The organism is Candidatus Neomarinimicrobiota bacterium (assembly GCA_022560655.1).
In the GTDB taxonomy this organism is placed as follows: Bacteria; Fidelibacterota; Marinisomatia; order SCGC-AAA003-L08; family TS1B11; genus JADFSS01.
On sequence record JADFSS010000007.1, the window covers coordinates 37,614 to 60,478 of the forward strand.

Annotated in this window: 21 protein-coding genes; 14 read left to right on the forward strand and 7 right to left on the reverse strand. The window is 60.7% G+C overall.

Translation table 11 applies throughout. The features are described 5' to 3' along the window. Positions 1 to 34 precede the first annotated feature (34 nt). The 5 genes from IH971_02325 to IH971_02345 all read left to right on the forward strand — a co-directional run bounded on the left by IH971_02325 (position 35) and on the right by IH971_02345 (position 9,500). Positions 35 to 823, forward strand: coding sequence for an electron transfer flavoprotein subunit beta/FixA family protein (locus IH971_02325; protein MCH7496669.1), 789 nt, complete (start codon positions 35 to 37; stop codon positions 821 to 823). 3 nt (positions 824 to 826) lie between these two features. Then, complete coding sequence (locus IH971_02330; GenBank protein ID MCH7496670.1) at positions 827 to 1,798, forward strand: electron transfer flavoprotein subunit alpha/FixB family protein; 972 nt, start codon at positions 827 to 829, stop codon at positions 1,796 to 1,798. Between the two features lie 16 nt (positions 1,799 to 1,814). Further along, the gene (locus IH971_02335) at positions 1,815 to 3,872 is read left to right on the forward strand and encodes a (Fe-S)-binding protein (protein ID MCH7496671.1); all 2,058 of its coding nucleotides are present in this window, start codon (positions 1,815 to 1,817) and stop codon (positions 3,870 to 3,872) included. 283 nt (positions 3,873 to 4,155) lie between these two features. Next, complete coding sequence (locus IH971_02340; protein ID MCH7496672.1) at positions 4,156 to 5,970, forward strand: T9SS type A sorting domain-containing protein; 1,815 nt, start codon at positions 4,156 to 4,158, stop codon at positions 5,968 to 5,970. Between the two features lie 65 nt (positions 5,971 to 6,035). Then, a complete protein-coding gene (locus IH971_02345) occupies positions 6,036 to 9,500 on the forward strand; it encodes a TonB-dependent receptor (protein MCH7496673.1) in 3,465 nt (1,154 codons plus the stop codon). A 42-nt stretch (positions 9,501 to 9,542) separates the two neighbouring features. Here the strand turns inward: IH971_02345 and IH971_02350 are convergent, their stop codons facing one another. The 4 genes from IH971_02350 to IH971_02365 all read right to left on the reverse strand — a co-directional run bounded on the left by IH971_02350 (position 9,543) and on the right by IH971_02365 (position 12,435). Then, positions 9,543 to 9,869 carry a DUF3467 domain-containing protein gene (locus IH971_02350; protein ID MCH7496674.1) on the reverse strand — a complete coding sequence of 109 codons (327 nt, stop codon included), beginning with the start codon at positions 9,867 to 9,869 and terminating at the stop codon, positions 9,543 to 9,545. Between the two features lie 40 nt (positions 9,870 to 9,909). Next, the gene (locus tag IH971_02355) at positions 9,910 to 10,308 is read right to left on the reverse strand and encodes a hypothetical protein (GenBank protein MCH7496675.1); all 399 of its coding nucleotides are present in this window, start codon (positions 10,306 to 10,308) and stop codon (positions 9,910 to 9,912) included. A gap of 363 nt (positions 10,309 to 10,671) precedes the next feature. Continuing rightward, complete coding sequence (locus IH971_02360) at positions 10,672 to 11,862, reverse strand: hypothetical protein (GenBank protein MCH7496676.1); 1,191 nt, start codon at positions 11,860 to 11,862, stop codon at positions 10,672 to 10,674. 51 nt (positions 11,863 to 11,913) lie between these two features. Further along, the gene (locus IH971_02365) at positions 11,914 to 12,435 is read right to left on the reverse strand and encodes a hypothetical protein (protein MCH7496677.1); all 522 of its coding nucleotides are present in this window, start codon (positions 12,433 to 12,435) and stop codon (positions 11,914 to 11,916) included. 163 nt (positions 12,436 to 12,598) lie between these two features. Here IH971_02365 and IH971_02370 point away from each other — a divergent pair, with 163 nt between their 5' ends. The 9 genes from IH971_02370 to IH971_02410 all read left to right on the forward strand — a co-directional run bounded on the left by IH971_02370 (position 12,599) and on the right by IH971_02410 (position 20,575). Next, complete coding sequence (locus IH971_02370; protein ID MCH7496678.1) at positions 12,599 to 14,863, forward strand: M23 family metallopeptidase; 2,265 nt, start codon at positions 12,599 to 12,601, stop codon at positions 14,861 to 14,863. Next, entirely contained in the window at positions 14,863 to 15,627 is a 765-nt protein-coding gene (locus IH971_02375) for a rhomboid family intramembrane serine protease (GenBank protein MCH7496679.1), read from the forward strand. Before IH971_02370 ends, IH971_02375 begins: the two co-directional genes overlap by 1 nt. Beyond that, on the forward strand, positions 15,620 to 16,009 hold the full coding sequence (gene cdd, locus IH971_02380; protein MCH7496680.1) for a cytidine deaminase: 390 nt from the start codon (positions 15,620 to 15,622) through the stop codon (positions 16,007 to 16,009). Before IH971_02375 ends, cdd begins: the two co-directional genes overlap by 8 nt. After that, positions 15,993 to 16,658 carry a uridine kinase gene (gene udk / locus IH971_02385; GenBank protein MCH7496681.1) on the forward strand — a complete coding sequence of 222 codons (666 nt, stop codon included), beginning with the start codon at positions 15,993 to 15,995 and terminating at the stop codon, positions 16,656 to 16,658. Before cdd ends, udk begins: the two co-directional genes overlap by 17 nt. Continuing rightward, entirely contained in the window at positions 16,655 to 17,245 is a 591-nt protein-coding gene (locus tag IH971_02390; protein ID MCH7496682.1) for a thymidine kinase, read from the forward strand. Before udk ends, IH971_02390 begins: the two co-directional genes overlap by 4 nt. Then, on the forward strand, positions 17,245 to 18,483 hold the full coding sequence (locus IH971_02395) for a NupC/NupG family nucleoside CNT transporter (protein MCH7496683.1): 1,239 nt from the start codon (positions 17,245 to 17,247) through the stop codon (positions 18,481 to 18,483). Before IH971_02390 ends, IH971_02395 begins: the two co-directional genes overlap by 1 nt. 2 nt (positions 18,484 to 18,485) lie before the next feature. Continuing rightward, positions 18,486 to 19,139 carry an adenylate kinase gene (locus IH971_02400; protein MCH7496684.1) on the forward strand — a complete coding sequence of 218 codons (654 nt, stop codon included), beginning with the start codon at positions 18,486 to 18,488 and terminating at the stop codon, positions 19,137 to 19,139. Positions 19,140 to 19,193: 54 nt separating this feature from the next. Further along, on the forward strand, positions 19,194 to 19,799 hold the full coding sequence (locus IH971_02405) for a dephospho-CoA kinase (protein ID MCH7496685.1): 606 nt from the start codon (positions 19,194 to 19,196) through the stop codon (positions 19,797 to 19,799). A gap of 122 nt (positions 19,800 to 19,921) precedes the next feature. Continuing rightward, positions 19,922 to 20,575 carry a phosphotransferase gene (locus IH971_02410; GenBank protein MCH7496686.1) on the forward strand — a complete coding sequence of 218 codons (654 nt, stop codon included), beginning with the start codon at positions 19,922 to 19,924 and terminating at the stop codon, positions 20,573 to 20,575. Here the strand turns inward: IH971_02410 and IH971_02415 are convergent. From IH971_02415 to floA, 3 genes are read right to left on the reverse strand one after another with little or no spacing between them, the layout of a single operon-like run. Further along, positions 20,561 to 21,172, reverse strand: a complete 612-nt coding sequence (locus IH971_02415) for a methyltransferase domain-containing protein (GenBank protein ID MCH7496687.1) — start codon at positions 21,170 to 21,172, stop codon at positions 20,561 to 20,563. The two genes, IH971_02410 and IH971_02415, sit on opposite strands and share 15 nt — an antisense overlap. Before the next feature lies 1 nt (position 21,173). Then, on the reverse strand, positions 21,174 to 21,782 hold the full coding sequence (locus IH971_02420; protein MCH7496688.1) for a hypothetical protein: 609 nt from the start codon (positions 21,780 to 21,782) through the stop codon (positions 21,174 to 21,176). A gap of 5 nt (positions 21,783 to 21,787) precedes the next feature. Continuing rightward, a complete protein-coding gene (gene floA, locus IH971_02425; protein ID MCH7496689.1) occupies positions 21,788 to 22,810 on the reverse strand; it encodes a flotillin-like protein FloA in 1,023 nt (340 codons plus the stop codon). Between the last annotated feature and the right edge of the window lie 55 nt (positions 22,811 to 22,865).

Genomic DNA, 22,865 nt, shown 5'->3' on the forward strand with positions numbered 1-22,865 from the left:
CACCGAGTCCCACACTCAATCTGTCCCTCGCAGGATGCGGCCGCTGAAAATCGCCGTGCTCATTAAGCAGGTGCCCGAGGCGGGGGCCCCGCTGAAAATTAACGCCGGCCGTTCCTGGGTAGAAGAAACCAACCTCTCTTTTACCACCAACGAAAGTGACTCATATGCGCTGGAAGAAGCCCTGTTGCTCAAGGAAGCCGGTAGTGCCGAGGTGCTGGCCTGTACCCTGGGCCCTGAGCGGGCGGATCAGGTGCTAAAAGACGCCCTTGCTAAGGGGGCTGACCGCGCCCTCTTGCTGACGGATGAGCTCTTTGCCCAACTGGACGTACAGGGCGCCGCTCTGGCTCTTGCCCGCGCCCTCATTGAGGAGCGCTGCGACCTGATTCTGCTGGGCCTCCAGGCCGATGACACCGGCGAGGCGCAGCTGGGACCTGCGCTTGCCGAGCGGCTTGATCTGCCCCATGTTACTCTGGTAGTTGAAACGACCCTCGAAAACGGATCGGTGAAAGTGCGGCAGGAACAGGAGAACGGCTGGTTTCAGCACCTGAACGTGACCCTGCCAGCCCTATTCACTATTCAATCGGGGATTAACCGGCCACGGTACGCATCGCTCCGGGGCATTATGGCCATGAAGAGCAAGGAAATCAGGCAGCTGTCTGCTTCCGATCTGAACCTTTCCGCAGTCGACCTCACGCCACAGCAGACCTTATACGGCCTCGGCGTACCTCCGAAAACCAAGCAGACCACCGTCATTGAGGGTAGCCCTGCCGAGGTAGTGGCACGGCTGGTGGAAGCCTTGGCAAATGAGGCGCAGGTTATCTAGCCCGTGGGCAAGATCTTCACTTTCCTTGAACTCCGCAATGGCGCCGTCGCCCGATCATCCCTGGAGGCCTTGCGGGGCGGTCAGGAGCTTGCCGCCCAGCTCCACCACTCCCACACCGCCGTGCTCTTCGGCCTGGAAGCACCACCCAGTGAGCTTACAGGCCTGCAACTGGACGATATATTGGTGGCGCCTGCCCCCCAGTTGGCAATCTACACCTCCGATCAGTACGTGGCTGCCATGGATGCAGTGATCAATGCAGAGGCCCCCAATATACTTTTGGCTGCCCACACTTACCAGGCCCGTGACTGGCTGCCGCGCCTGGCCTGCCGACTGGGACGTCCTCTGGTAAGCGATTGCGTTGGTTTCCGGTTGGATGGCGATCTCATTTGGCTGCGACCCCTGTTCCAGGGCAAGATGAACGCGCAGGTGAAGACCACTCCCGGGTTGGTCATGGTCTCCTTTCAGGCGGGCACCTTCCGGTCCGACGACCTGGAGAGTGGCTCGCCCACTGTTCGTACCCATGAAGTCGATTTGTCGGCTGTGCCCGTGCGGGTACAGCCCGGCAAGGCCGTCCAGGAGGGCCGTGGTGCGGTGGACCTGAGCCGGGCAGAGCGCATTGTTTCCGTCGGCCGCGGCATCGGAGGCGAAGAGAATCTACCCCTGGTGCAGGCGCTGGCGGAGGCACTGGACGCCGAGCTGGGGGCCTCCCGCCCCGTGGTAGACTACGGCTGGCTGCCGCACGCCCACCAGGTCGGCTCGTCCGGGCAGACCGTAGCGCCGAAGCTCTATCTGGCAGTGGGCATTTCCGGTGCCATCCAGCATCAAGTGGGCATGAAAGGATCTGGCTGCGTCGTGGCTATCAACAAGGATCCCCACGCTCCCATTTTCGAGATCGCCGACTACGGTATTGTGGCCGATTTCATGGAGATCGTCCCGGCCCTGACGGCCGCCCTTCTGGAGCGGCGCTCCGGCTAGCGCAACCGCGGACGTCATGGTACCGGAAACCACTATCGGCATTCCAGCACTGTTCTATGCCTTTGCCGCTGCCGCCATGTTCTACTTCGCCTATAACCTCCGGCGAGCCTTCGCTGCCCGCATGGGCCGTCCCACGGGTTACTCCATCCGGCCCCTCCAGTTGCTGCGCAACACCCTGGTTTACGGCCTGGCTCAGCGTAAGGTTGCCTCCCGCCAGTTTGGCTACGCCACCGTCATGCACGCCTGCCTGGCCTGGGGCTTCATGGAACTCTTTTTCGCCACCAGCGTCGATTTCCTGGTGGAGCGAGGGCTGTTCCTGGAGCTGCTTCCCCGTAAGGACACCGTCTGGTTTGCCGCCCTCAACGAGCTGGGCGGACTGTTGCTCGTCTTGGGCGTCGTCCTGGCGCTGGTCCGGCGACATAGCCGTCTCAGGCCCCCAACCCTCCCCCACCGCTCGTTCACTGGGCGGGGCAACCTCATGGGAGACAGCGGAATCCTGCTGATACTGTTGCTGTTGGGCGTGGGCGGTTTCCTCACCGAAGCGGCCCGCCTGGCGCTGGAAGCCCCACTGTCCGCCAGAGCCTCATTTGCCGCCTACAGCCTCACTCCGCTCTTCTCCCACGCCACCTGGCAGGTGCTCCAGCCATGGCTCTGGTGGAGCCATGCCGCCCTGGCGCTGACCCTCATCGCTCTGTTGCCCCAGACCAAGCTGTTCCACATTCTCATGAGCATCGCCAACGTGGCCCTCACCGACACGACCCGGCGTGGCAGTCTGCGGCCGATGGGGTTGACTGAACTCATGGCCGACCCCGACGCCGATCCTGAAAGCCTGGTACTGGGGGTAGGCCGGGTGGAAGACTTCACCTGGAAACAACTGCTGGACACCCAGGCCTGCACCGAGTGCGCCCGCTGCACCTCGGTCTGCCCCGCCCATGCCACCGGCTCGCCGCTCTCACCCATGAAAATCATCCAGGACATGCGGCGGCAACTTTACAGGCGCGCCTCGGGCGGCGGCACCCCGGAGGCGCTGGTGGGCGGCCTCATATCACCGGAGGAGCTCTGGGCCTGCACCACCTGTGGGGCGTGCGTAGAGGAGTGCCCCGTGCTCATCGACCACATACCCGCCATCATCGACATGCGCCGGTTCCTGGTCCTCTCCGAGGGCAAACCCCCCGACGAGGCCGCAACCTCTTTGGAGCAGACTAGCCGGCAGGGCAATCCCTGGGGCTTTCCCCAGGACGAGCGCCTCAAATGGGCGCAGGGTCGTGACCCACCCGTGCCCCTTATGGCCGACCGCCGGGAGGTGGACGTGCTCTATTGGGTCGGCTGTGCCGGCGCCTACGATCCCCGCAACCAGACCGTCACCCGGGCCATGACCACCATCCTGGAGGCGGCCGGCGTGGATTATGCCGTCCTCGGCACCGAGGAGCGCTGCACCGGCGACTCCGCCCGGCGCCTGGGTGAGGAGTATGTCTACGAGACCCTCGCCGGCCAGAACCTGGAGACGCTTGCGAAATACCGCTTCAACCGCATCGTCACCGCCTGCCCACACTGCTTCCAGACGCTGGGCAGCGACTACCGCCAGCTGGGCGCTGACCTGCCCGTGATCCACCATTCCGAGTACATTCAGGAGCTGCTGGATAATGGGGGCCTGCAGCTTGAAGGCCACCTGAATGAGCGGGTCACCTACCACGATGCCTGTTACCTGGGACGCCATAACGGCATCTACGATTCGCCCCGGGAGGTGGTTGCCAGAACGCTGGGCCAGGCGGGCGAACTAGTTGAGGCAAGCTTGTCCCGCGAGCAGGGCTTCTGCTGCGGCGCCGGCGGCGGAAACATGTGGCATGAGCAGCAGCAGGACCAGCGGGTAAACCTGGCCCGTTTCGACCAACTCGCCGAGACCGGCGCGACCACCGTGGCCACCGCCTGTTCATTCTGCGCCATCATGCTGGACGACGCCCGCAAGGTGCGCGGCCAGGAGCAGAAGATTGCGGTCAAGGATATTGCCGAGCTGGTGGAGGCGAGCCTGGCCCCATCCACCGCAGCGGCTGCCGATAGCCGAGCGCCGGACTGACCGTGGAAGGCAGCGCCTTTCACTTCCTGATCGAGCATTTAAGGAGCGTCACGCTGCCTTTCGCGATCGGCCTCATCATCTTGCTCATCTCGTTCCGGCGCTGGCTGAATCGTCGGGAGTAGAGTTCCGGCTTCCTGCCCGCCTCTACGAGGGGAGACTCACAGATTTAAGCCTTGCACGGCTGCCTCTCGACCCCTACCTTTTCGCACTCTTCCGATCCAAATAGCGTTGACGACCAACACTGTGGGGGATAGATATGTATCATTCACATAAGGCTTCCGGCTTGAAATCGCGGCCTACGGCTCTGTCCAGTTTGCTTCTGCTGCCCTTATTGGCAGGGGTTGCCACGGGCCAATCAGTTACCGGCAGCTACCAGCTCACAGGCGTTAGCGTTCAGTACTACGATGTTGTTCGCGATACGACCGGATCTCTCGCCGCGTCAGATTCCGCGGCCAGCTACGCCGTGACTGTCAGCTGGCCCAGCAGCGCCCTAGCGGCGGCCGGCAAGGGATTCACCCATGAACTGAAGCGTTTTGTGCCCGGTGATACGGTGGCCGCCCCCGCTACACCCGACGGACTCTTGAGCCCCGCAGGGCTGACCGCCTTTGGCATCGACCTGAGCATCTTCCTGAATCAGGAGACCGGGACATTCACCATTCCCGCTGAGGGCACGATACCCTCGACCTTTCCCACCATCGACGTGGAAAACTGTTCCACGTTTGCCGTGGTGGCCCAGGTTCTAGACCTGGCTGATCTGGCCTTCTCTGCCAACGTTGTGATTGATTCAACCGCCAATTCCATCACCTGGGGCCTGGGCATTGCCCAGTCGGACGTCTTCGCCTGGTTCGACGCTTTCGATCCTGCGCAGGACCCTTCCGCTCTCCACGATTCGGTCAGCTGGGGCCGCATCACTGCGCACTTCGGCGGCGGCGACTTTGCCTCCATCGCCTCGCTTACCCTAGAGTGGCGGGCCATCGATGGCGCCGATGCTAATCTCGGTATCGATGAGAACCATCCCGACAAGCCGCTGGACCGGGTGCTGGGCATTGCCGTCCTGGATGGGGATACGGTAACGGTGGCTGCTCTTGGCCTGAACGTGGGATCGTATCCCATTTTAGGGGGATCAGGTGTCGATCACGATGTTGATCCATCCACTCCCAATATCGGTATCGTAGAAGATGTGAATTGGGGCTACCTTTTCGACCCCGTAGGGGATGACGAAATACTGCAGAACGGCGATGAGCCCTTGCAGTTCACCGGCTACTACTTCACCCACAATTTCCTGACTGCCGCCAGTGCGCTTGAGGAGAGCTTCGTCACCGGTTTTACACCTACTGTTGATACCGATGGTGACGGGATTCCGGATGCACCGGCCCTGGTTGTCTATTTCCTCGGCACGGGCCTGGACCTTGCGTCTGCCACGATTGCCACGGCAGATTCCCTGGCCGATCTGGCAGCGCAAGTTGTGGCTTTGGCCCTTGGTCTTGACGCCCCTTCCGCTGGCGGAATTGGGGCTGCTGTAGGGGCATCCGTATCGCAGGCGCTTATCGCTTACCTTGCCGGCGGTGGGATGGACTTGCCAGGTGCCATCGATTCCACGGCCGAGGTGGCCATTGTAACCACTCTGGGTACATTGGCAGCTGCTGGGGTCACCGTGGATGACTCCGACCACGATGTTGACCTAGCGAATCTCGGCGCCGGTGGCCGCCTGCTCTTCGAGGTGGACAACGTCTGCATTCCCGAACAGCAGCGGCAGGAGGTCTTAGCCCTCTTCGACAGAATCATCCTGGCGGTGGAGTCCGATGATTCCATCATTCCGACGCGCTTCGCCCTGTATGCCAACTATCCTAACCCGTTCAACCCCAGCACGCTGATTTCCTTCGACCTCCCGGAGGCCTTGGCCACCGAGCTCACGATCTGGAACTTGCTGGGGCAACAGGTGCGGACGCTGTACTCCAGCGAACTGGCCGCCGGACGGCATCAGATCAGCTTCGACGGTCGCGATGATGCTGGACTGTCGATGCCAACCGGTATCTACTTCTACCGGGTGCAAGCCGAACGGTTCTCAAGCACCCGCAAGCTGATGTTGCTCAAGTAAGGTACCCGAATCTTGGTAAAACGGACGGCGAGTTCGCCCTCACGGGCTGACCGTCCTGCCAGCTCATGAAGCCGACCCATCTCGCCGCGATTCTGCTCTTGGTCTCCAGCGCCTGGGCGCAGCGGGGGTCTATCACCGGCCGAGTCACCAACGCACAGTCCGGCGATCCACTGGTGGCCGCCAACGTCGTAGCCGTCAGCCCCGTTCTGGCGGCGCCCACCGGCTCTGCCACCGACGCCAGGGGCCGCTATACCGTCGCCAATCTGCCGGCCGGCGAATACACCTTGACCGCTAGCTACATCGGCTACCAGAAACAGGAGCAGACCGTCAGGTTGGAGGTGGGCGCCACCCTGGAGGCAAACTTTGCTCTCAACCCCCAGGCCATCCAGTTCGACACGTACGTGGTCACGGCATCCCGCCGCCGCGAGCGCATCGAGGATGCCCCAGCCGCCATTACGGTGATCACCAAACAGACCATCCGCCGGCAGAGCAACACCAATCTGGGCGACTACCTCAAGGCGGTCAAGGGAGTCGATTTCACCCAGTCCGGTGTGGACAGCTACAACCTGAGCGCAAGGGGCTTTAACGCCTCCTTCAGCTCCCGCCTGCTCACCCTTACCGATGGGCGCATGGCCAATGTCCCCTCGTTGCGCCTCATCGCCTACAACGTCATTCCCGTCTCCTTTGAAGACGTGGAGCAGTTTGAGATTGTGCTGGGGCCTTCGTCGGCCCTCTATGGACCCAACGCTCACAGTGGCGTGCTCAATATCGTCACCCGCTCGCCACGGGAATCCACCGGGACCACCTTCAACATGCAGGCCGGGAGCAATCAGATCCGGAAACTGAGCATGCGCCACGCCAACGCATGGGGTCCCCTCAGCTTCAAAATTTCCGGCGTCGCTTTCACCGCCGAGGACTGGCACCACATCAACGACAATGAGTACAAGGGCCACGATCCCGCTTTCCTGGGACGGCCCTACCAGCTTCGGGACGGGGTAAACAATGACGGCGGCTTCGTGGAGTTCGGCAATCCCACCTTCACGGCGGACCTGCTGAGCCAGCTGGTAATCGATGAGATACCCGGCAATGGCATCGATGACAACGGCAACGGCTTCATCGACGAGCACCTGGGCTGGGAGGGGTGGGCTTTTGCCGATGGGGTCGATAATAACACCATAGCCATCGATGGCGAGCCCGGTTCCCCCATCGTCACACAGGAGATGATCGACGCCGCAGCCGCCGACCCCTTCAACCGCTATTTTGTGCCCGGCACCGATATCGTCCTGTGGGGTCTCGACGCCGATGACCTGGGCAAGGCCTACGCTGACGGGGTGGACAACAACCATAACGGCGGCATCGATGAGGGTATTGATACGGGCATCGACGACAATCTGGAGGCCTGGTACGACGGCATCGACAATGACGGCGATGGTGAGATCGACGAGGATGACGAACGTTCCGATGCCTGGCTGGACCGCTTCCGTGACTATCGCTACGATGAGCAGGGCAACCTTGTTGTGGACAGCAATGACGACGGGATATACGGCGGAGATGGCGATTTGAAGGTAAACTTTGGCCATCTGAGGCGCTGGTTACGGGATGCCAACAATGATGGCATCGACGATTTTCCCGTGTTTGACGTGCAGAACTACCGCTACGATGTGCGCGCCGACTACGATCCCAATCCCGACTTACACGCCAGTTTTTCCCACGGCTACGCCTGGGCCCGCAACATCAATATCACCGGAATCGCCCGTTTCCTGGCCGACGGCTGGATTTACCGCTACTACCAGGGGCGGCTGCGCTACAAGAATCTTTTCATGCAGGCCTATCTCAATACCAGCTTCTCGGGGCCGCCCAGCCATCCCACCCGTAACCTTGCCACTGGCGGGGTCGTTTTCGACCGCTCCCGGAAGTTCAGTGGTCAGTTCCAGCACTCCATGGAGTTCCTTGGCCAGCGTCTTCGCTTTGTCTGGGGGAGCGACTATTTCCTCACTCTGCCCGATACCCGCGGCACCATCCTCTCCGACGACCAGCTCTTTGACAACCAGGACAACAATGGCAACGGCGAGGCCGGCTCCCCCTTTACGTTTAATGATGCCAACGAGAACCTGCGCTACGATCCCGGCGAGTTTTTCATTTCCTGGTCAGCCGCCGAGGGGCCGGACACCGTGCATGGTGCTATCGCGGATGGCCTGGACAACGATGGCGACGGCTTGGTGGATGAGGGCATCGACGAGACAGAGGAAGACAACCGCTTCGTGGTCAACGAGCTGGGGCTGTACTACCAACTCAATTGGGCGCTCTCGGAGAAGGTGGACTTCATCCAGGCCACACGCTTCGATGTCCACGACCGCCTCACCGACCTGGTGGCATTCAACAATGACAGCTACAACTACAGCCCCCTCAACTGGCGGTTAAATCCGGACCAGGCGGACGGTACGCAAATCTCGCCCAAATTCGGGCTGGTGTTCAAACCTGCCGATCGCCAGAATTTCCGGCTGACCTGGGCCCGTGCCTATAACACCCCTTCCAACCAGGCCCTCTTCCTCGATCTATTCGTGACCCGGGCGTCGGTGTTCCGGGTCTTTGCCCGGGGTGCAGCAGGGGGCTACTCCTTCCCGCGCTGTGAGAATGGCAATATTCACTATCTGGATGTGAAGAATTTCCACTACACCTGCATGGACACCAGCCAGCACCTGGCCTTCTACCTGTCCGCCGACCCGCGTGTAGAGGGCTACTTCAAGTCCAGGGTGCCCAATCTACCTGAGATCGGCCCGGAAATTGTCACCACGCTGGAGGTGGGCTACAAGGGCCAACTGGGCCGCACTCTCTACGGCACACTGGATATCTTCCGCAGCCACTACAATTCTTTCGTCAGCGCCATCACCTTCATTACACCGGTCATCGTGAACAAAACCTTGCTAACCACTGACTACGACGGTGACGGCGTGGTGAACACGGATCCGGATCACATCGTCGATGAGCAAGACCTGGAGGAGGCCCGCAGGAACTGGACCAACGACGCCTATCTGGTGGGCATTGCCGCCCTGGACACCACGCCGGGCCTCACCACCCCCATCGTCGTGGGCTACGCCAATTACGGCGAAACGGACATGTGGGGCCTGGACATGAGCCTGTCGTGGTTTATCAGCCGCAGCGTGACTTTGGACCTGAACTACTCCTTCCTGAGTATTTCAGATTTCCGCAACCCTATTACAGGCGCCAACGACCCCATTAATGCGCCGCGGCACAAGGCCGGCCTCAAGCTCCAGTATAATCCCCCGAGCGAAAAGGCGTCGGTCTCTCTCGGCTACCGCTATGTGGACAGCTTTTTCTGGGCCTCAGGAATATACTTCGGACAGATCAAGGCGTACGGGATACTCGACCTGCACGGTAGCTATCAGTTCAGCCCCCATCTGGCCGCCATGATGAGCATCACCAACTTGCTGGATAATCGGCACGTGGAAATCATTGGCGGGCCTGCCTTGGGCCGCACCGCCATGCTCCGGCTCCAGGCCTCAATCTAGCTTAGTCACCTATTGTCGTCATACCGGAGCGGGCACCGGTGATCAGTTAGGGAGTGTGTCGGTGGGCAGCTCGAATGTGATTTCCCCGGCCCCATCGTTCTGCGACACCCTGATCTCACCAAAGCGGGCTTCGAACTTCTTGATATTGTCCGTCAGGGCAGCGGCAAATGACTTGACGTGCAGCGGTGTCATGATAATGCGCGACCGCACCCGTGCTTTGGGCATCCCCGGCATTATCTGGCTGAAATCGATAATAAACTCGGCCGGGGAATGGGTGACGATGGCCAGGTTGGCGTATTCGCCCGCTCCCACCTTTTCATCCAGCTCGATCTGAATCTGCTTGGTCTTGGTTTTGCCCTCAGTGTCCATAATGTCCTTCTCCCTCGCTGTGCCTCAAAGGGCTGTCCGATCAGCCCTCGCCATCAGCGTTCTGCCGCCGGTTAAATTCTTCCCAGTCGTCTTCGAGGCCCTCCCACTGACGAAACTCATGCTCGTCGGTGGTGGTCTCATTCAAATCAACGTCTTCATCCAGGTTCTGAATATGCTGGTCGATGCGCTCAAATTCGTTTGGATCGGTTTCGTCCAGTTCTTCGATGCCGGGCTCATAAACCACGTCGCCACCGTACAGGGACTGATCGAAAAAGTCCATATCCGTAACGATCCCCTGAGCCATGAGGAACTCAACGAAATCAAGGTATTTCCGGTCTTTCAGATTGGTCCGGCAGCGGGGGCATACCAGAGATTTTGCCAGTTCCTGTTCCTGAAGAGGTTCGTTGCATTGCGGGCAGACGATCCCCTCGATCTTCATCTAAAACCTCCTCTAAAATGCCGCTGAATGTAAGCGAGAGGCTCCATTTCATCAAGCCCTTTTTCCAGCCTCTAAACCGTCGGGCAGTGCCGGGCGTCAGCGCCCGAAATCGTGCTTCATGCGCTCGTTGAGATAGGCCGCAAGCCGCCTGGCAAAACGGTCCGGGTTCCGTATGATCTGCCCCAATTGATGCCGCACCCTGGAACAGTGCTTTGATGAGGATGGCCTGATTTCGGGCAGACGACACCCTTTATACCGACAGACGGGAGGCAAAGGTTCCCCCCGGTGGCGACGGCCTCGCCCTAGTGCGGATAATCAGGGGCCCGCTCGGCCCGGAGTCAACGGCGGACGAGAGCATACCACTTAATCCGCCCCCTCGTACAGTCCCCTCCACAGCTCCCGCTCCGCATCGGTGAAAGGCTCATCGCGACGACCCTTTACCAGCTCCATTGTGGTCAGGCAATTCTCCAGGTCATAGCGCTGTCCGCCGTCGCACCCCCAGGCAAATGACGGTACCACCTTAGGGGGCAAGGACTCACCGAACACGTTGGCCGCAACACCTACCCGAGTGCCAGTGTAGAACAGAGTGCCGATAGCGCTCTTGGCGTGATCGCCCATAAAGAGACCCACGAGGAGGGAGCCTGTGTTCACCAACTTTCCGTTCACGTTCACCTTCACTTCACTGTAGTTGTTCTTGAGGTCGCTAATTGTGGTGCCGGCACCTAAGTTTACCCACGATCCAAGGTAGGCGTGACCCAGAAAGCCGTCGTGCTGCTTGTTGCTATAGCCCTGCATGATGGTCTCCTCCACCTGGCCTCCCACCTTACACACAGGCCCCAGGATCACCTCAGCAAGGATGCTGCCCGGCTTGACCTGGCACCCGGCTCCCAGGTAGCTGGGCCCGGCGATGACCACGTGTGAGGCGACGGCGGTGTTCTCCTCGATGATGACGGGGCCATTCCGCGTGTCCAGCACGGTGAAAGGGTCGAGAGTTACTCCTTTGCCAAGAAAGACCCCGCCGTTTCCCAGCACTTTCACGCCTGGTGGCACAGGGATGGGGCTGCTGCGGTACCACAGGCCAAAATCTACGCTGAGCTGCTCACCCGTGGCCGCGATGTGGTCCCACAGGTAGCCCATTAGCCGAGGACCGCCAGCCTTGACGGGGCCGGGGCTCTCGCCGCCACCGGAGCGCAAACTCTCGTATAACGCCTGCGATTCACCGGCAGTGAGGTTGCCTCCGGTCATGCGCCCCTCGACTCCCACAGCGCCCAGATTCGCACTTAGCTGCTTGAGTGCGGCCAAGTCCCACAGGGCGGCCCCGTTCATCCACAGGCCAACGCCAATTGGGTCAGGGTTGACTTTGAGGTCGGGATAGCGCTCCTGCACCACCGCTGCCAGCTGCGGGCGCACTACCAGCGCCAGAGGCTGGTCTCCCACCACCCGCCGGATGCGCTCCAGATGGGTCACCGCGCCGCAGCGCAGCTCGAACGTGGCCCGCGTCAGCGTGAGCGGTTCCAGGTTCAAGGCCTGTTGATCCTCGAAAACGTAGATCATTAATTGGGCCCTTTTTGGATAGCGGCAGCAGCGGGTTGGTGAGCGGCCCGGTTAACCCAAATCACACAATTTGAGCATCTGGGCGTATGATTTCCTCAGCCGACCGTTGGATCGTGGATGAATTTGGATGTTGTAAAGTGTGTCAGCAAATGGGCCTGCAAATCCGATGCGTCGCGGTGTTTCAATCACGCTGATAACCCTGGCTAATTGGACGTTAAGTTCAGGCTCCAGATTAACCACCGCCTCGAAGGTCTCACGGCGGAAGCGGGCCAGCATTACATCCAGATCAAACACGGGCGGACTTTGCTGCAGCAGGGGATAGTAAAAGACTACTTCTCTGGGGCCACTCAGGTCGTCTCGAAAGGTATCTGCCACAGCCACACGGATCAGGTCGCGCTTCACGTGCTGCATGAGCTTCTTGAAGAGGAATCTGCTGGCCTCAATGTGTTCCTTTTGCAAAGGGAACATGAACAGCAGGTTCCTGGGTTGGGGCTGCCGGAGAGAAAACTCAATCCCCCGCGGTGCCGACGTAATATAGCCCAAGGCCTTGTAGAGTCGAAATCGGGTGGTCATTATCATGGTGGTGCTGGTCAGGCGGGCCGCCTAATTTACCTCTCAGCACACCGGCATGCACATGGAAAGCGATCACAGCAGCCCAAGGCGACGCACATGCCTCACTCCAGATTATCCCAACCGGGGAGGCGGCTCTGTTTTAACTTTCCGCTCCGTGAAACCAATGCCTCAGATTCACCGGCTCACCTTACTGGGTCTATTATTGCTGGCCACTACCGCTGGTGGACAGACCTACCACTGGCCCACCGAGGCCAGCGACCGCATCACAGCCACCTTTGGTGCTATGCGTCACCGCCGCTACCACGCCGGCCTGGACATATCCACCAAGGGCATCACGGGCTACGAGGTCTACGCTATTGAGGACGGCTACGTGGAACGGCTGCTGGTTGGCGTTAACGGCTATGGCAAGGTGCTCTACGTGCGACTCAAAGACCGGCGTGTAGGAGTATATGCCCACCTGCAGAAGTTTTCCCGGCGGCTGGAGCAGCAGGTTAGATTCCTGCAGGAACGGCAGGGGACGTATGCCCTGGACCTGCGTTTCCAGCGCACCGAAAATCCCGTCAGGCGAGGTGACCTCATCGGCTATACTGGTGACACCGGCACCATTTCCGGGCCGCACTTGCATTTCGAACTGCGCGATGCCCGTAACCGTCCTCTTAACCCCCTGGTCAATGGGTTCGAGTTTGATGATGATGTCCCGCCGGAGTTCGTCTCCCTAGCCGTAATCCCCCTCGGGACCGAAACGGTGGCCCACGGCAGCCCCCTCCCTACAGTGCTCACCGCACGCAGAGTGCGGCCCCGGCGTTATGTTATCCGTGACACCATTGCCGTGAACGGTCCCTTTGGACTGGCTGTAGAAGCCCACGACCGATTGCCCCAGTCGAGATATCAACCCACCGTATACGGGCTGAGCCTCACTGTGGATGGCGCCCGGCACTACAGCGTCCAGTTTGACCGTTTTCGGTTTGCGGAGGGCCCCCTGGTGGAACTGGAGCGGGACCACAGCCAATGGCGCAGCAGCCGGGCCGACTTCCACCGGCTCTTTACAAGCCCCCACAGCGACTCACTTTCGTTTGTCCGCGAGAACTCCCGGGGTATCATGGAGCTGTCCCCGGGCTATCACCGATTCACCGTTAAGATCTGGGACAAAGTGTACAACGTTGCCACCCTCACCGGTGTCCTGGCCTACACCCCACCCACCCGGCTCAAGGCGGCGGCAGCCTGGTCGCGCCGTGACAAAGGGTGGGTGGTCACATTGGACGCCAGCACACCCCTGCGGGCCTATCACGCGTTCATCTTCAACAAGCGCGGGGAGCAGCTGGAGAGGTTCAGCCACAGCCTCAGCCAGCCATTGAAGCGGCGGCAGCGGTTTGTCGTGCCCGGCCGGGCAAGCACCGGTCGGATCGTACAGATCGTCGGCGTCGACCGCTGGGGCGCCCGGCTGGAACCGGTCCACGTAAGCCTCATGGCAAGCGAGGATCTGGCCCGGCAGCGCCAGTTTACACTCCAGACCCAGCACCTGGACAGCGGCGTCATATTCCAAATTACCAGCGACCTCTACCTGCCCACCGCACCGGAGATGCTCCTGCGGACCAATAGAGGAGTCCACCGGTATGCAACCCGCATGGTAAGCCCCGTGGCTTATCTGTCCCCCACTTTCCACCTTGCCCAATTGGAAGGACTGGAGGAGGTCATCGTCCGCGTCGATCTAAGCCCACCCTACGAGGTACGCATGCCCACTGTCAGCAAGGTGGCAATTCCCACGGAGCGGGGCCAGCTGGCCGACCCGGGAGGGAACTTTGTTGTGGATTTCCGGCCCGGCACATTTTACGACAGCACATTCGTGTGGTTGTCCCAGGCGGATGTGAAGCCACCCCGGGGCGCTCGCATGGTGGTGCTGCCTATCGCTGTGGAGCCGTTCACCCGGCCGTTCAAGGGCCCCATGCGCCTGCAGTTCACCGTCCCTGGTAACCGCCTCCTGCCAGAGCATGCCGGCATTTTTTATCTGGACGCTGAAGACGGCTGGGAGTTCATGGACCCTGCTGGCTCGCACACACGTGCTGAGCTGGTAGCCTCCCGCACCTATCGCACCCTCAGTTCAAGTGGCGAAATTTTTGCCCTGCTGGAGGAAAACGACCCTCCCCACATCCAGTTCCGCGAGCCGGATGCAGGCGCCACATACAGGCGGGCCGACCTGCAACGCATTCGCATCAATGTCGAAGATACCGTGACGGGCATCGCCGACGAGACGGCCATTTCGCTCACACTGGATGGCATGCCCCGCATATTTGAATATAATACGTTGCGAAACCTAGTCACTTACGTGCCGCCCAGGCCGCTGTCACCCGGTCGGCATCACATGGTCGTAACCGCTACGGATCAGCTGGGCAACACCGCCACTCACGCAATCGAGTTCTTCATCCAGTAATGTTTTTTCCCTACCGCGACGATAACCCGCAGATATTGGTGCCCTATGTCACGTATGGCATACTGGTGGTGAATGTGCTGATATTCCTCTATCAATCGCTACTGCCCGGCCCCATCGCCCAGCATGCCTTTGCTCTACGCTACGGCATCATTCCGGCTCACTTGTGGGGTGGCGATACGCTCTCAATCCTCGCTTACAACCAAGAGCTCCTTAGTGAAATCTATATCCATTTGAACGCAAGCTCTTTGATGGACGTGCAGCTCCTGCCCGGTGCTCTAACCATCATCACCTCCACCTTTCTCCACGGCGGATGGTTTCACATCATCGGCAACATGCTGTTCCTTTACGTCTTCGCAGATAACGTTGAGGGAGCTCTCGGGCACCGGCAGTTTGCGCTGTTTTATCTGTTGGCAGCCTTGGCCTCCGGCCTGCTGCAGGCGGCTGTCCTCCCCGAGAGTCAGGTAGTTGTAGTAGGCGCCAGCGGGGCCATCGCCGGCGTACTGGGAGGCTACCTGGTGCGCTATCCCAAGGCACGCGTTCATGTGCTGGTGTTCCTCGTCTTTTTCGTGACCACCATCCGACTGCCGGCGGCGGTGGTACTAGGCTTCTGGTTCCTGATGCAGGCCATCTCGGGGCTGGGCAGCTTGAGTGACCCAGCGTCGGGCGGCGTTGCCTGGTTCGGTCATATTGGCGGATTTCTGGCCGGTTTTTCCTACATGGGAATCACCCGTCTGGGCCGTAAATTTACATTTAAGCATGATTGATTTACAGGAGCTGATTCGGCAGGCACGCACTGCCCGGGAGCGGGCACGGGCGCCGTACAGTGGCTACCCAGTGGGGGCTGCCGTTCTTACAGCTGGTGGCTCCATCCATCTGGGGTGCAATGTGGAATCCGGCGCATTTTCCACCACGATCTGCGCTGAGCGCGTGGCCATTTTTGCCGCCCTTGCCGCTGGTGAACATACCTTCCAGGCCCTGGCGGTGGTCTCCCGCGACGGCGCCACACCCTGTGGTGCCTGCCGGCAGGTGATCCACGAACAGTGCGGCGAGATTCCCATTCACGTCGTCGGCGACGAAGATACTTCCAGCGCCCAGTTCACAACTTCCCAACTGTTGCCCAATCCTTTTGATTTCGAGCAGACCTGAGTCCAGGGCCATTCTTCTGGGCATCGCCGGTGGAACCGGGTCTGGCAAGACCTCCATTACCGAGGCCCTCATGAAAGAGCTGGGCCGCGAGGAGGTCGTAGCGCTGGAACAGGACGCCTACTATCACGATCTGAGCCACCTGCAGCCCGCTGAACGGGCCCGCATTAACTTTGACCACCCTGATTCGGTGGACTTCAAACGCATGCGCCAGGACCTGAAGGCGCTGCTGAAGGGCAAATCGGTGGACGTGCCCATCTACGACTACACTGCCCACTCGCGCAAGCCCGAGACTCGCCACATCAGCGGACATCGCGTTATCATTCTGGAAGGCATCCTCGTTCTCACCGACCCGGACGTACGCGAGCTCATGGATATCAAGATCTACGTCGAGACCGCAGCTGATGTGCGCTTCATCCGCCGGATGATGCGAGACGTCAAAACACGGAACCGCTCCTTTGAATCGGTAGTTGATCAATATTACAAGACTGTGCGCCCCATGCATGCCCAGTTTGTGGAGCCCACCAAACGCTACGCAGATATCATCATTCCCGAGGGCGGCCAAAATCGTGTGGCCATTGACATTCTCACCACCAAAATTCTCGCCCTGCTGGGTGAGGGCATGCCAACCGGTAAAGTTATTGCTCCATGACCCGCCGCGCCCAACATGGCCCTGCCGAGCACGGACCCGCCGGGCATGGCGGTTGGATCGAGCTCATCAGCGGCAGCATGTTCAGCGGTAAAAGCGAGGAGCTTATCCGGCGACTCCGACGGGCCCAAATCGCCCGGCAGTCCGTGGCCATATTCAAGCCCAGGATGGATGACCGCTACAGCGCCGACGAGATCGTCAGCCATAGCCAGCTGCGCATACCTTCAACCCCGGTGGATACCGCTGACGAAATCCTGCGGCATGCCCATGAGGCCGACGTCATCGGCGTGGATGAGGCCCAGTTTTTTACCGACGACATTGTGGCGGTGGTCAAAAATCTGGCGGAGCAGGGCAAGCGGGTCGTTGTGGCGGGCCTTGACAAGGACTTCCGCGGGCAGCCCTTTGGCGCTATCCCCCAACTCATGGCAGAAGCGGAATACGTCACCAAAACCCTGGCTATCTGCATGCGCTGCGGAGAACCGGCCAACTTCACCCAGCGGCTGACCCAGGACAACCGCCAGATCCTCATCGGCGAGACCGATATTTACGAGGCCCGCTGCCGCAGCTGCTTCGAGCCACCGGAGGACTAATGGGACGCTTTACCGGCATCATCGGAATGTTCGTCTTGCTGGGCCTGGCCCTGGCCATGTCCAACAACCGCAAGGCCATCAATCTGCGCCTGGTGGGCTGGGGTCTCGGGCTGCAGCTGATCTTTGCCCTGTTCATTTTGAAGTCGCCCATCGGCCAGCCTTTCTTCAGTCTCGTGGATAAGTTGATCCGTCAGCTGCTGGCCTACTCCGATGCTGGGAGCGACTTTCTGTTCAAGTCCTTCAGTGGCGGGGTCGTCGAGGCGCCCCTGCTGAATTTTGCCTTCCGGGTGCTGCCCACCATCATCTTCTTCTCGTCGCTCATGGCCCTGATGTACCATCTCGGTATCATGCAGCGAGCCATTAAGGGTATCGCCCGGATCATGCAGAGGACCATGGGCACCAGCGGCGCCGAGACGCTGAGTGTCTCCGCCAATATCTTCGTGGGACAGACGGAGGCGCCACTCATGGTTCGCCCGTTCATAGAGGGCATGACCCGCTCGGAGCTCACCGCCGTAATGGTCGGCGGCTATGCCACCGTTGCCGGTGGGGTCATGGCCATCTATGTGAAAATGCTGCCCGATGTCCCCGGTATTGCCGGCCACCTTATGGCCGCGTCGATCATGAGTGCCCCGGCGGCCTTGGTCATGGCGAAGATCATCTATCCTGAGACCGAGAAACCCCAGACCCTCGGGGAGTTGAAAATCAGTGTGAAAAAAGTGGATGATAACGCCATGGAGGCATTGGCACGGGGCGCCACCGATGGGCTCAAGCTGGCTGCCAATGTGGGGGCCATGCTCATCGCTTTCGTGGCTATGGTGGCCCTGATTAACGGGGTGCTGGGACTTGCCGGCGGGGTGCTGGGACTTGACGGCCTCACGCTTCAGGGGATATTAGGCTACATATTCAGTCCGCTGGCATGGACGATGGGAGTACCCTGGAGTGACGCGCACATGCTGGGGACGCTTATGGGCGAAAAACTGGTGCTCACCGAGCTCATCGCTTACGGCGACCTAGGCGCGCTACGTGCCGAAAATGCCATCTCCGATCGCGCCGCCATCATCGCCAGCTATGCGCTCTGCGGCTTTGCCAACTTCGCCTCCATCGGTATTCAACTCGGCGGCATTGGCGGCATTGCCCCCTCCCGCCGAAAGGATCTGGCCAAAATTGTATTCAAAGCCATGCTCGGCGGAGCACTGGCCTCCTGGCTCACCGCCTCCCTCGCCGGGATCCTTATCTAGCAGTGCGTCTGATCCTTATGGGGCCTCCCGGTGTGGGCAAGGGCACCCAGTCACGACTCATTTCAGAGCACTTCAGCGTCCCGCAGGTTTCTACCGGCGACATGCTCCGGGACCACATCCGCGACGGTACTGACCTGGGCAGGCAGACCCAGAAAACGCTGGCGGAGGGAAAACTTATCCCCGATGACATCATCCTGGACATGGTCAAAACCAGACTCAGCGACGACGAAGCCGCCAACGGATTCATCTTGGACGGGTTTCCCCGCACGGTGCCGCAGGGGATGGGGCTCGGCGTCATCCTGGAGCGTCTGGCCGTGGCCCTGAATGCCATTATCGTCATTGACGTCAAGGAGGATGTGCTCCTTCACCGCCTCACCGCCCGCCGCACCTGCACCCAATGTGGCGCCGTCTACAATCTGGTGATTCAGCCACCTCAGATCATGGGGGTCTGCGATCGATGCGGCGGCAAAGAGCTGGTCCAACGAGACGATGACAAGCCCGCGACCATTAGGAAGCGGTTGATAACTTACCGCCAGCAGACCCTGCCACTGCTCTCATATTACCGGCCTACTGGGCTGATCGCCGAGGTGAATGGGGAGGGCTCAGCAGGCGAGGTCTTTCAGCAGATTCTGGCGGTTTTGCCGGAGCCATCCTGACGCTCTGAAGCAGACGCGCCCCATGCCGGCAGCAGACAGACCGCCCGCCGCAATATGTTGACGCTGGGTATCACAGGGGGCATCGGCTCAGGCAAATCCACAGCCGCACGCTTCTTTGCCGACCGCGGAGCCCGTCTGTTCGACGCCGATGTGGAGGCCAAACAGATCCTGATGAACGATAGGGATGTTAGCCGCGCAGTGCAAGCTGCCTTCGGCGAAGCCGTGCTCAACGATACGGGCGCCATCGATGTCCACCGTCTGGCCGCCGCCAGTTTTGCCACCCCCGAGGCCCAGCAACGCCTCAACGCCATCATTCATCCGCAGGTTATTGCTGCCTCTGACCGTGGGATTGCGACTGCTCGCAGGGAGGGGGTGGCCCTGTATGTGCTGGATGTGCCCCTGCTCTTTGAGGCCCACATGGAGCTGGGGCTGGACCTGACACTCGTGGTGGTGGCCGACGAAGCCCTACGCTTTCAGCGGGCCCTGGCCAGGGGGAACCTCACGGAGAACGACTTACGGCGGCGGGCTACTCTGCAATTGACCGATGAGGAGCGCCGTGCACAAGCCGATCACATCATTGACAACAACGGAACACTGGATGATTTGAACCGCCAACTCCAACGGCTCTTCGACACGCTCATGATGGGGCCCGAATCCTAGATCTCTCCACCTCTAGCCGCACCGCGGGCACACTTCCGCCACCCCTGACCAAGAATGACCTTGCCAGCAGGTCGGAGGCGGAGGGAAGGGCAGTTGAAGTCTACGATCGCGACCCTAACCTGGTGGCCCGCCTGGATGCCCGCCAGGGTCCTGTGGTGATCAAATGGTTCGGCTGGCGCAACAGGCTGCAGGGCACGCTGAGCCCGTTTGCACGGGGACGTGCCTGGACGAGCTGGGAAGTGGCCCAGGCCCTGCGACAGGCGGACGTTCGCACCCCAAAACCCCTTTACGTCTTCGCCCAGCGGAGGCGAGGGGTTATCCGCGACAGTTTTTTCGTTGCTGCCGCTATCCACCCCCACCAGACCTTGCGCGACCTGCTGAAATCCGACGCACCACAGGACCTCATGGAGCAGGCGGTATCCGACCTGGCCAAGAGCATCGCTCGCATGCACCGGGCCGGCATTTTTCACCGGGATCTGACCACCGGCAATTTCCTGGTGGATGGTGACGGGCTGGTTCACATCGTGGACCTCAACCGGGCCCGCCAAAGGCCTCGGCTGTCGCCCCGCCAGCGGCTGGTGGACCTGGCCCGGCTCAGCTTCGCTGCCCGCGACAGCGAGATCTCTCGCAGGCTGCGACACACATTTTTTCAGGTTTATGCCGCCGGGAATGACGCCCAAGTGGACTGGGAAGGCGGCTATGCCCGCTACCGGCGTCAGCGGTTGGCCCGCCGCCAGTGGAAATTGCGGCTGCGACGACTCCTAAACGGTAAATAGACAGAGACGCTGGCCGTGGAGGAACGGCAGCACGGCCCGCACCTGGACCAATTCGAGCCCGGCTGTGGCGGCCTCATACTCCAGATCACGCCGGGATAGCATGGTTATCCTGGACGGCTGCCGCACCATGCGCCGGTGCAGACGGTGCAGAGCAGTGTCCAGGTAGAGCGACGCCAGTACCCAGCGTCGGCTCACCCGTTTGTATTCCTCCAAAATAGCGATTCGTTCGTCCCGCTCATGGATGTGCTGCAGCAGGCGCAACGAGAAAACCACGTCGAAACTGTCGTCACGATACGGCAGCCCCTCGGCCCTGCCTGCAGCGGACGACTTCGCCAGACCCGGCGTGGAGCGCTGGTAAAGGAGCGCAAAGGTATTAGCGTCCAAGGCATGCACTTGGCCGAATTGGGCCAGCTGCGCCTGAAAGCGCCCGTAGCCAACGGGTGCATCCAGGATGGTGCCGCCCAAGCCGTGATCTGCGAAAAGTTTTGCCACCAGTCGCTGCTCCCGCCGGTGCAGCCAGCGCTGGTCCCAGTGGCGGTACCGCTTACGGGCGTAGCGCTCGACCTCCTGCAGGCTCTGCCAGGCCCTGTAGGCCAAGCTAGCGGATACCCCGGCGCAGGCCACGGGGTGCGTCCAGGACTTCTCGCAGTACCACCGCCTGCTGTAGCGGCGTCAACTCGGCTAGGAGGCTACGCCCCAGCAGGGGGTATTCCCAGTGCGAGCGGGGCGCTAGGTCAGCGATTTCGTAGGCATCCGCCGATACTGAATAGGCGCTCGTGGCGGTACGCCTTGGGCGCACCTTTTCCGGTTCCGGGGGCGGCTCGGGTTCGGGCTCAGGCTGGGCGGCCGGCTCGGCTTCATCAAACTCCGGCTGCATAACCTGCGGCGCAGGCTGCCTGCCTAGGCCCAGACCGCGGAGAAAATCCTCCAGCGATGGCTCGCGCCTGAGCAAGGGTGGTGGTGCGGAGGGCTGGGGTGCTTCGAATCCCGGTTCGGGCCGCTCCGGCTCGACAGACAGTGCCTCAGGCCCCGGCTCAACAGGAATGTCGGACGCAATGTCGGTTGCCACGGCAGATTGCTCTGCCTCGTAGGCGCTCCGCTGAGCTGCCTGACGGGCCAGCGCCCGCTTTTTCCGGGCCTTGCCGCCCAATACTCTAGACAGCAGCCACCAGATAGCGACAATCCAGAAGATCGGATTGTCAAACATCGCAGCTACTCCTTGGTTTCCGGTTCCTCTGGTCCGCCGGGAGCGCTCGTGCCCCGCTTGCCGGGCTCGGAAATAGACCGGCGCATCTCCGTGTCAGCCTGAACATTCCGCATGTTCACATAGTCCATCACGCCCAAATTGCCTTCCCTGAACGCTTGTGCCATTGCCTTGGGCACCTCGGCCTCTGCCTCCACCACTTTGGCCCGCATTTCCTCGACCTTGGCCACAAACTCCTGTTCGGCCGCTACCGCCATGGCCCGCCGTGTTTCCGCCCTGGCCTGGGCAACTTTCAGGTCCGCCTCGGCCTGTTCCGTCTGCAGGTCGGCGCCAACATTCTTGTCCACGTCCACATCGGCAATGTCAATCGAGAGGATGGCGAAGGCCGTGCCCGCGTCCAGACTGCGATCCAGTACCGCCCGCGATATCGTGTCCGGGTTTTCCAGCACGGCTTTGTAGTTTTCTGCCGAGCCAATGGCACTGACGATACCTTCCCCCACCCGGGCAATCACGGTTTCCTCCGTAGCCCCGCCCACCAGCTGCGCAATATTGGTACGCACCGTAACACGCGCACGGACCTTCAGCTGAATGCCATCCTTGGCAACTGCTCGAATCGCGCCCGTTTTGGGGACATCGATCACCTTGGGATAGACGCTGGTCTGCACGGCCTCCTGTACGTCCCGTCCCGCCAGATCAATGGCCGTGGCCGTGGCGAAATCCAGCGGAATGTTGGCTTTGTTGGCGGCGATCATGGCGTTCACCACCCTCGGGAGCGAGCCGCCCGCAAGCACGTGCGTCTCCAGGTTCTCGGAGCTGATCTGCCGCAGACCTGCCCTGTGCAGGTTAATGATCCCGTGCACTACTTGGCGTGGAGGTATCCGGCGGACGCGCATGATGACCAGCTTGATCAATGAGATCTGCCGCCAGCCGATGGTGACCAGCGCCTGGATCCACAATCCCACCGGCACAACATAAATGAATAGCAGGAACAGGATCAGGAAGATGGGAAGGATGAAGACGAGACTATTCATGAATAGGATAAGTTACGACAGCGGCGCCAACCATGGGAGTGGCTCGGGTATGCCT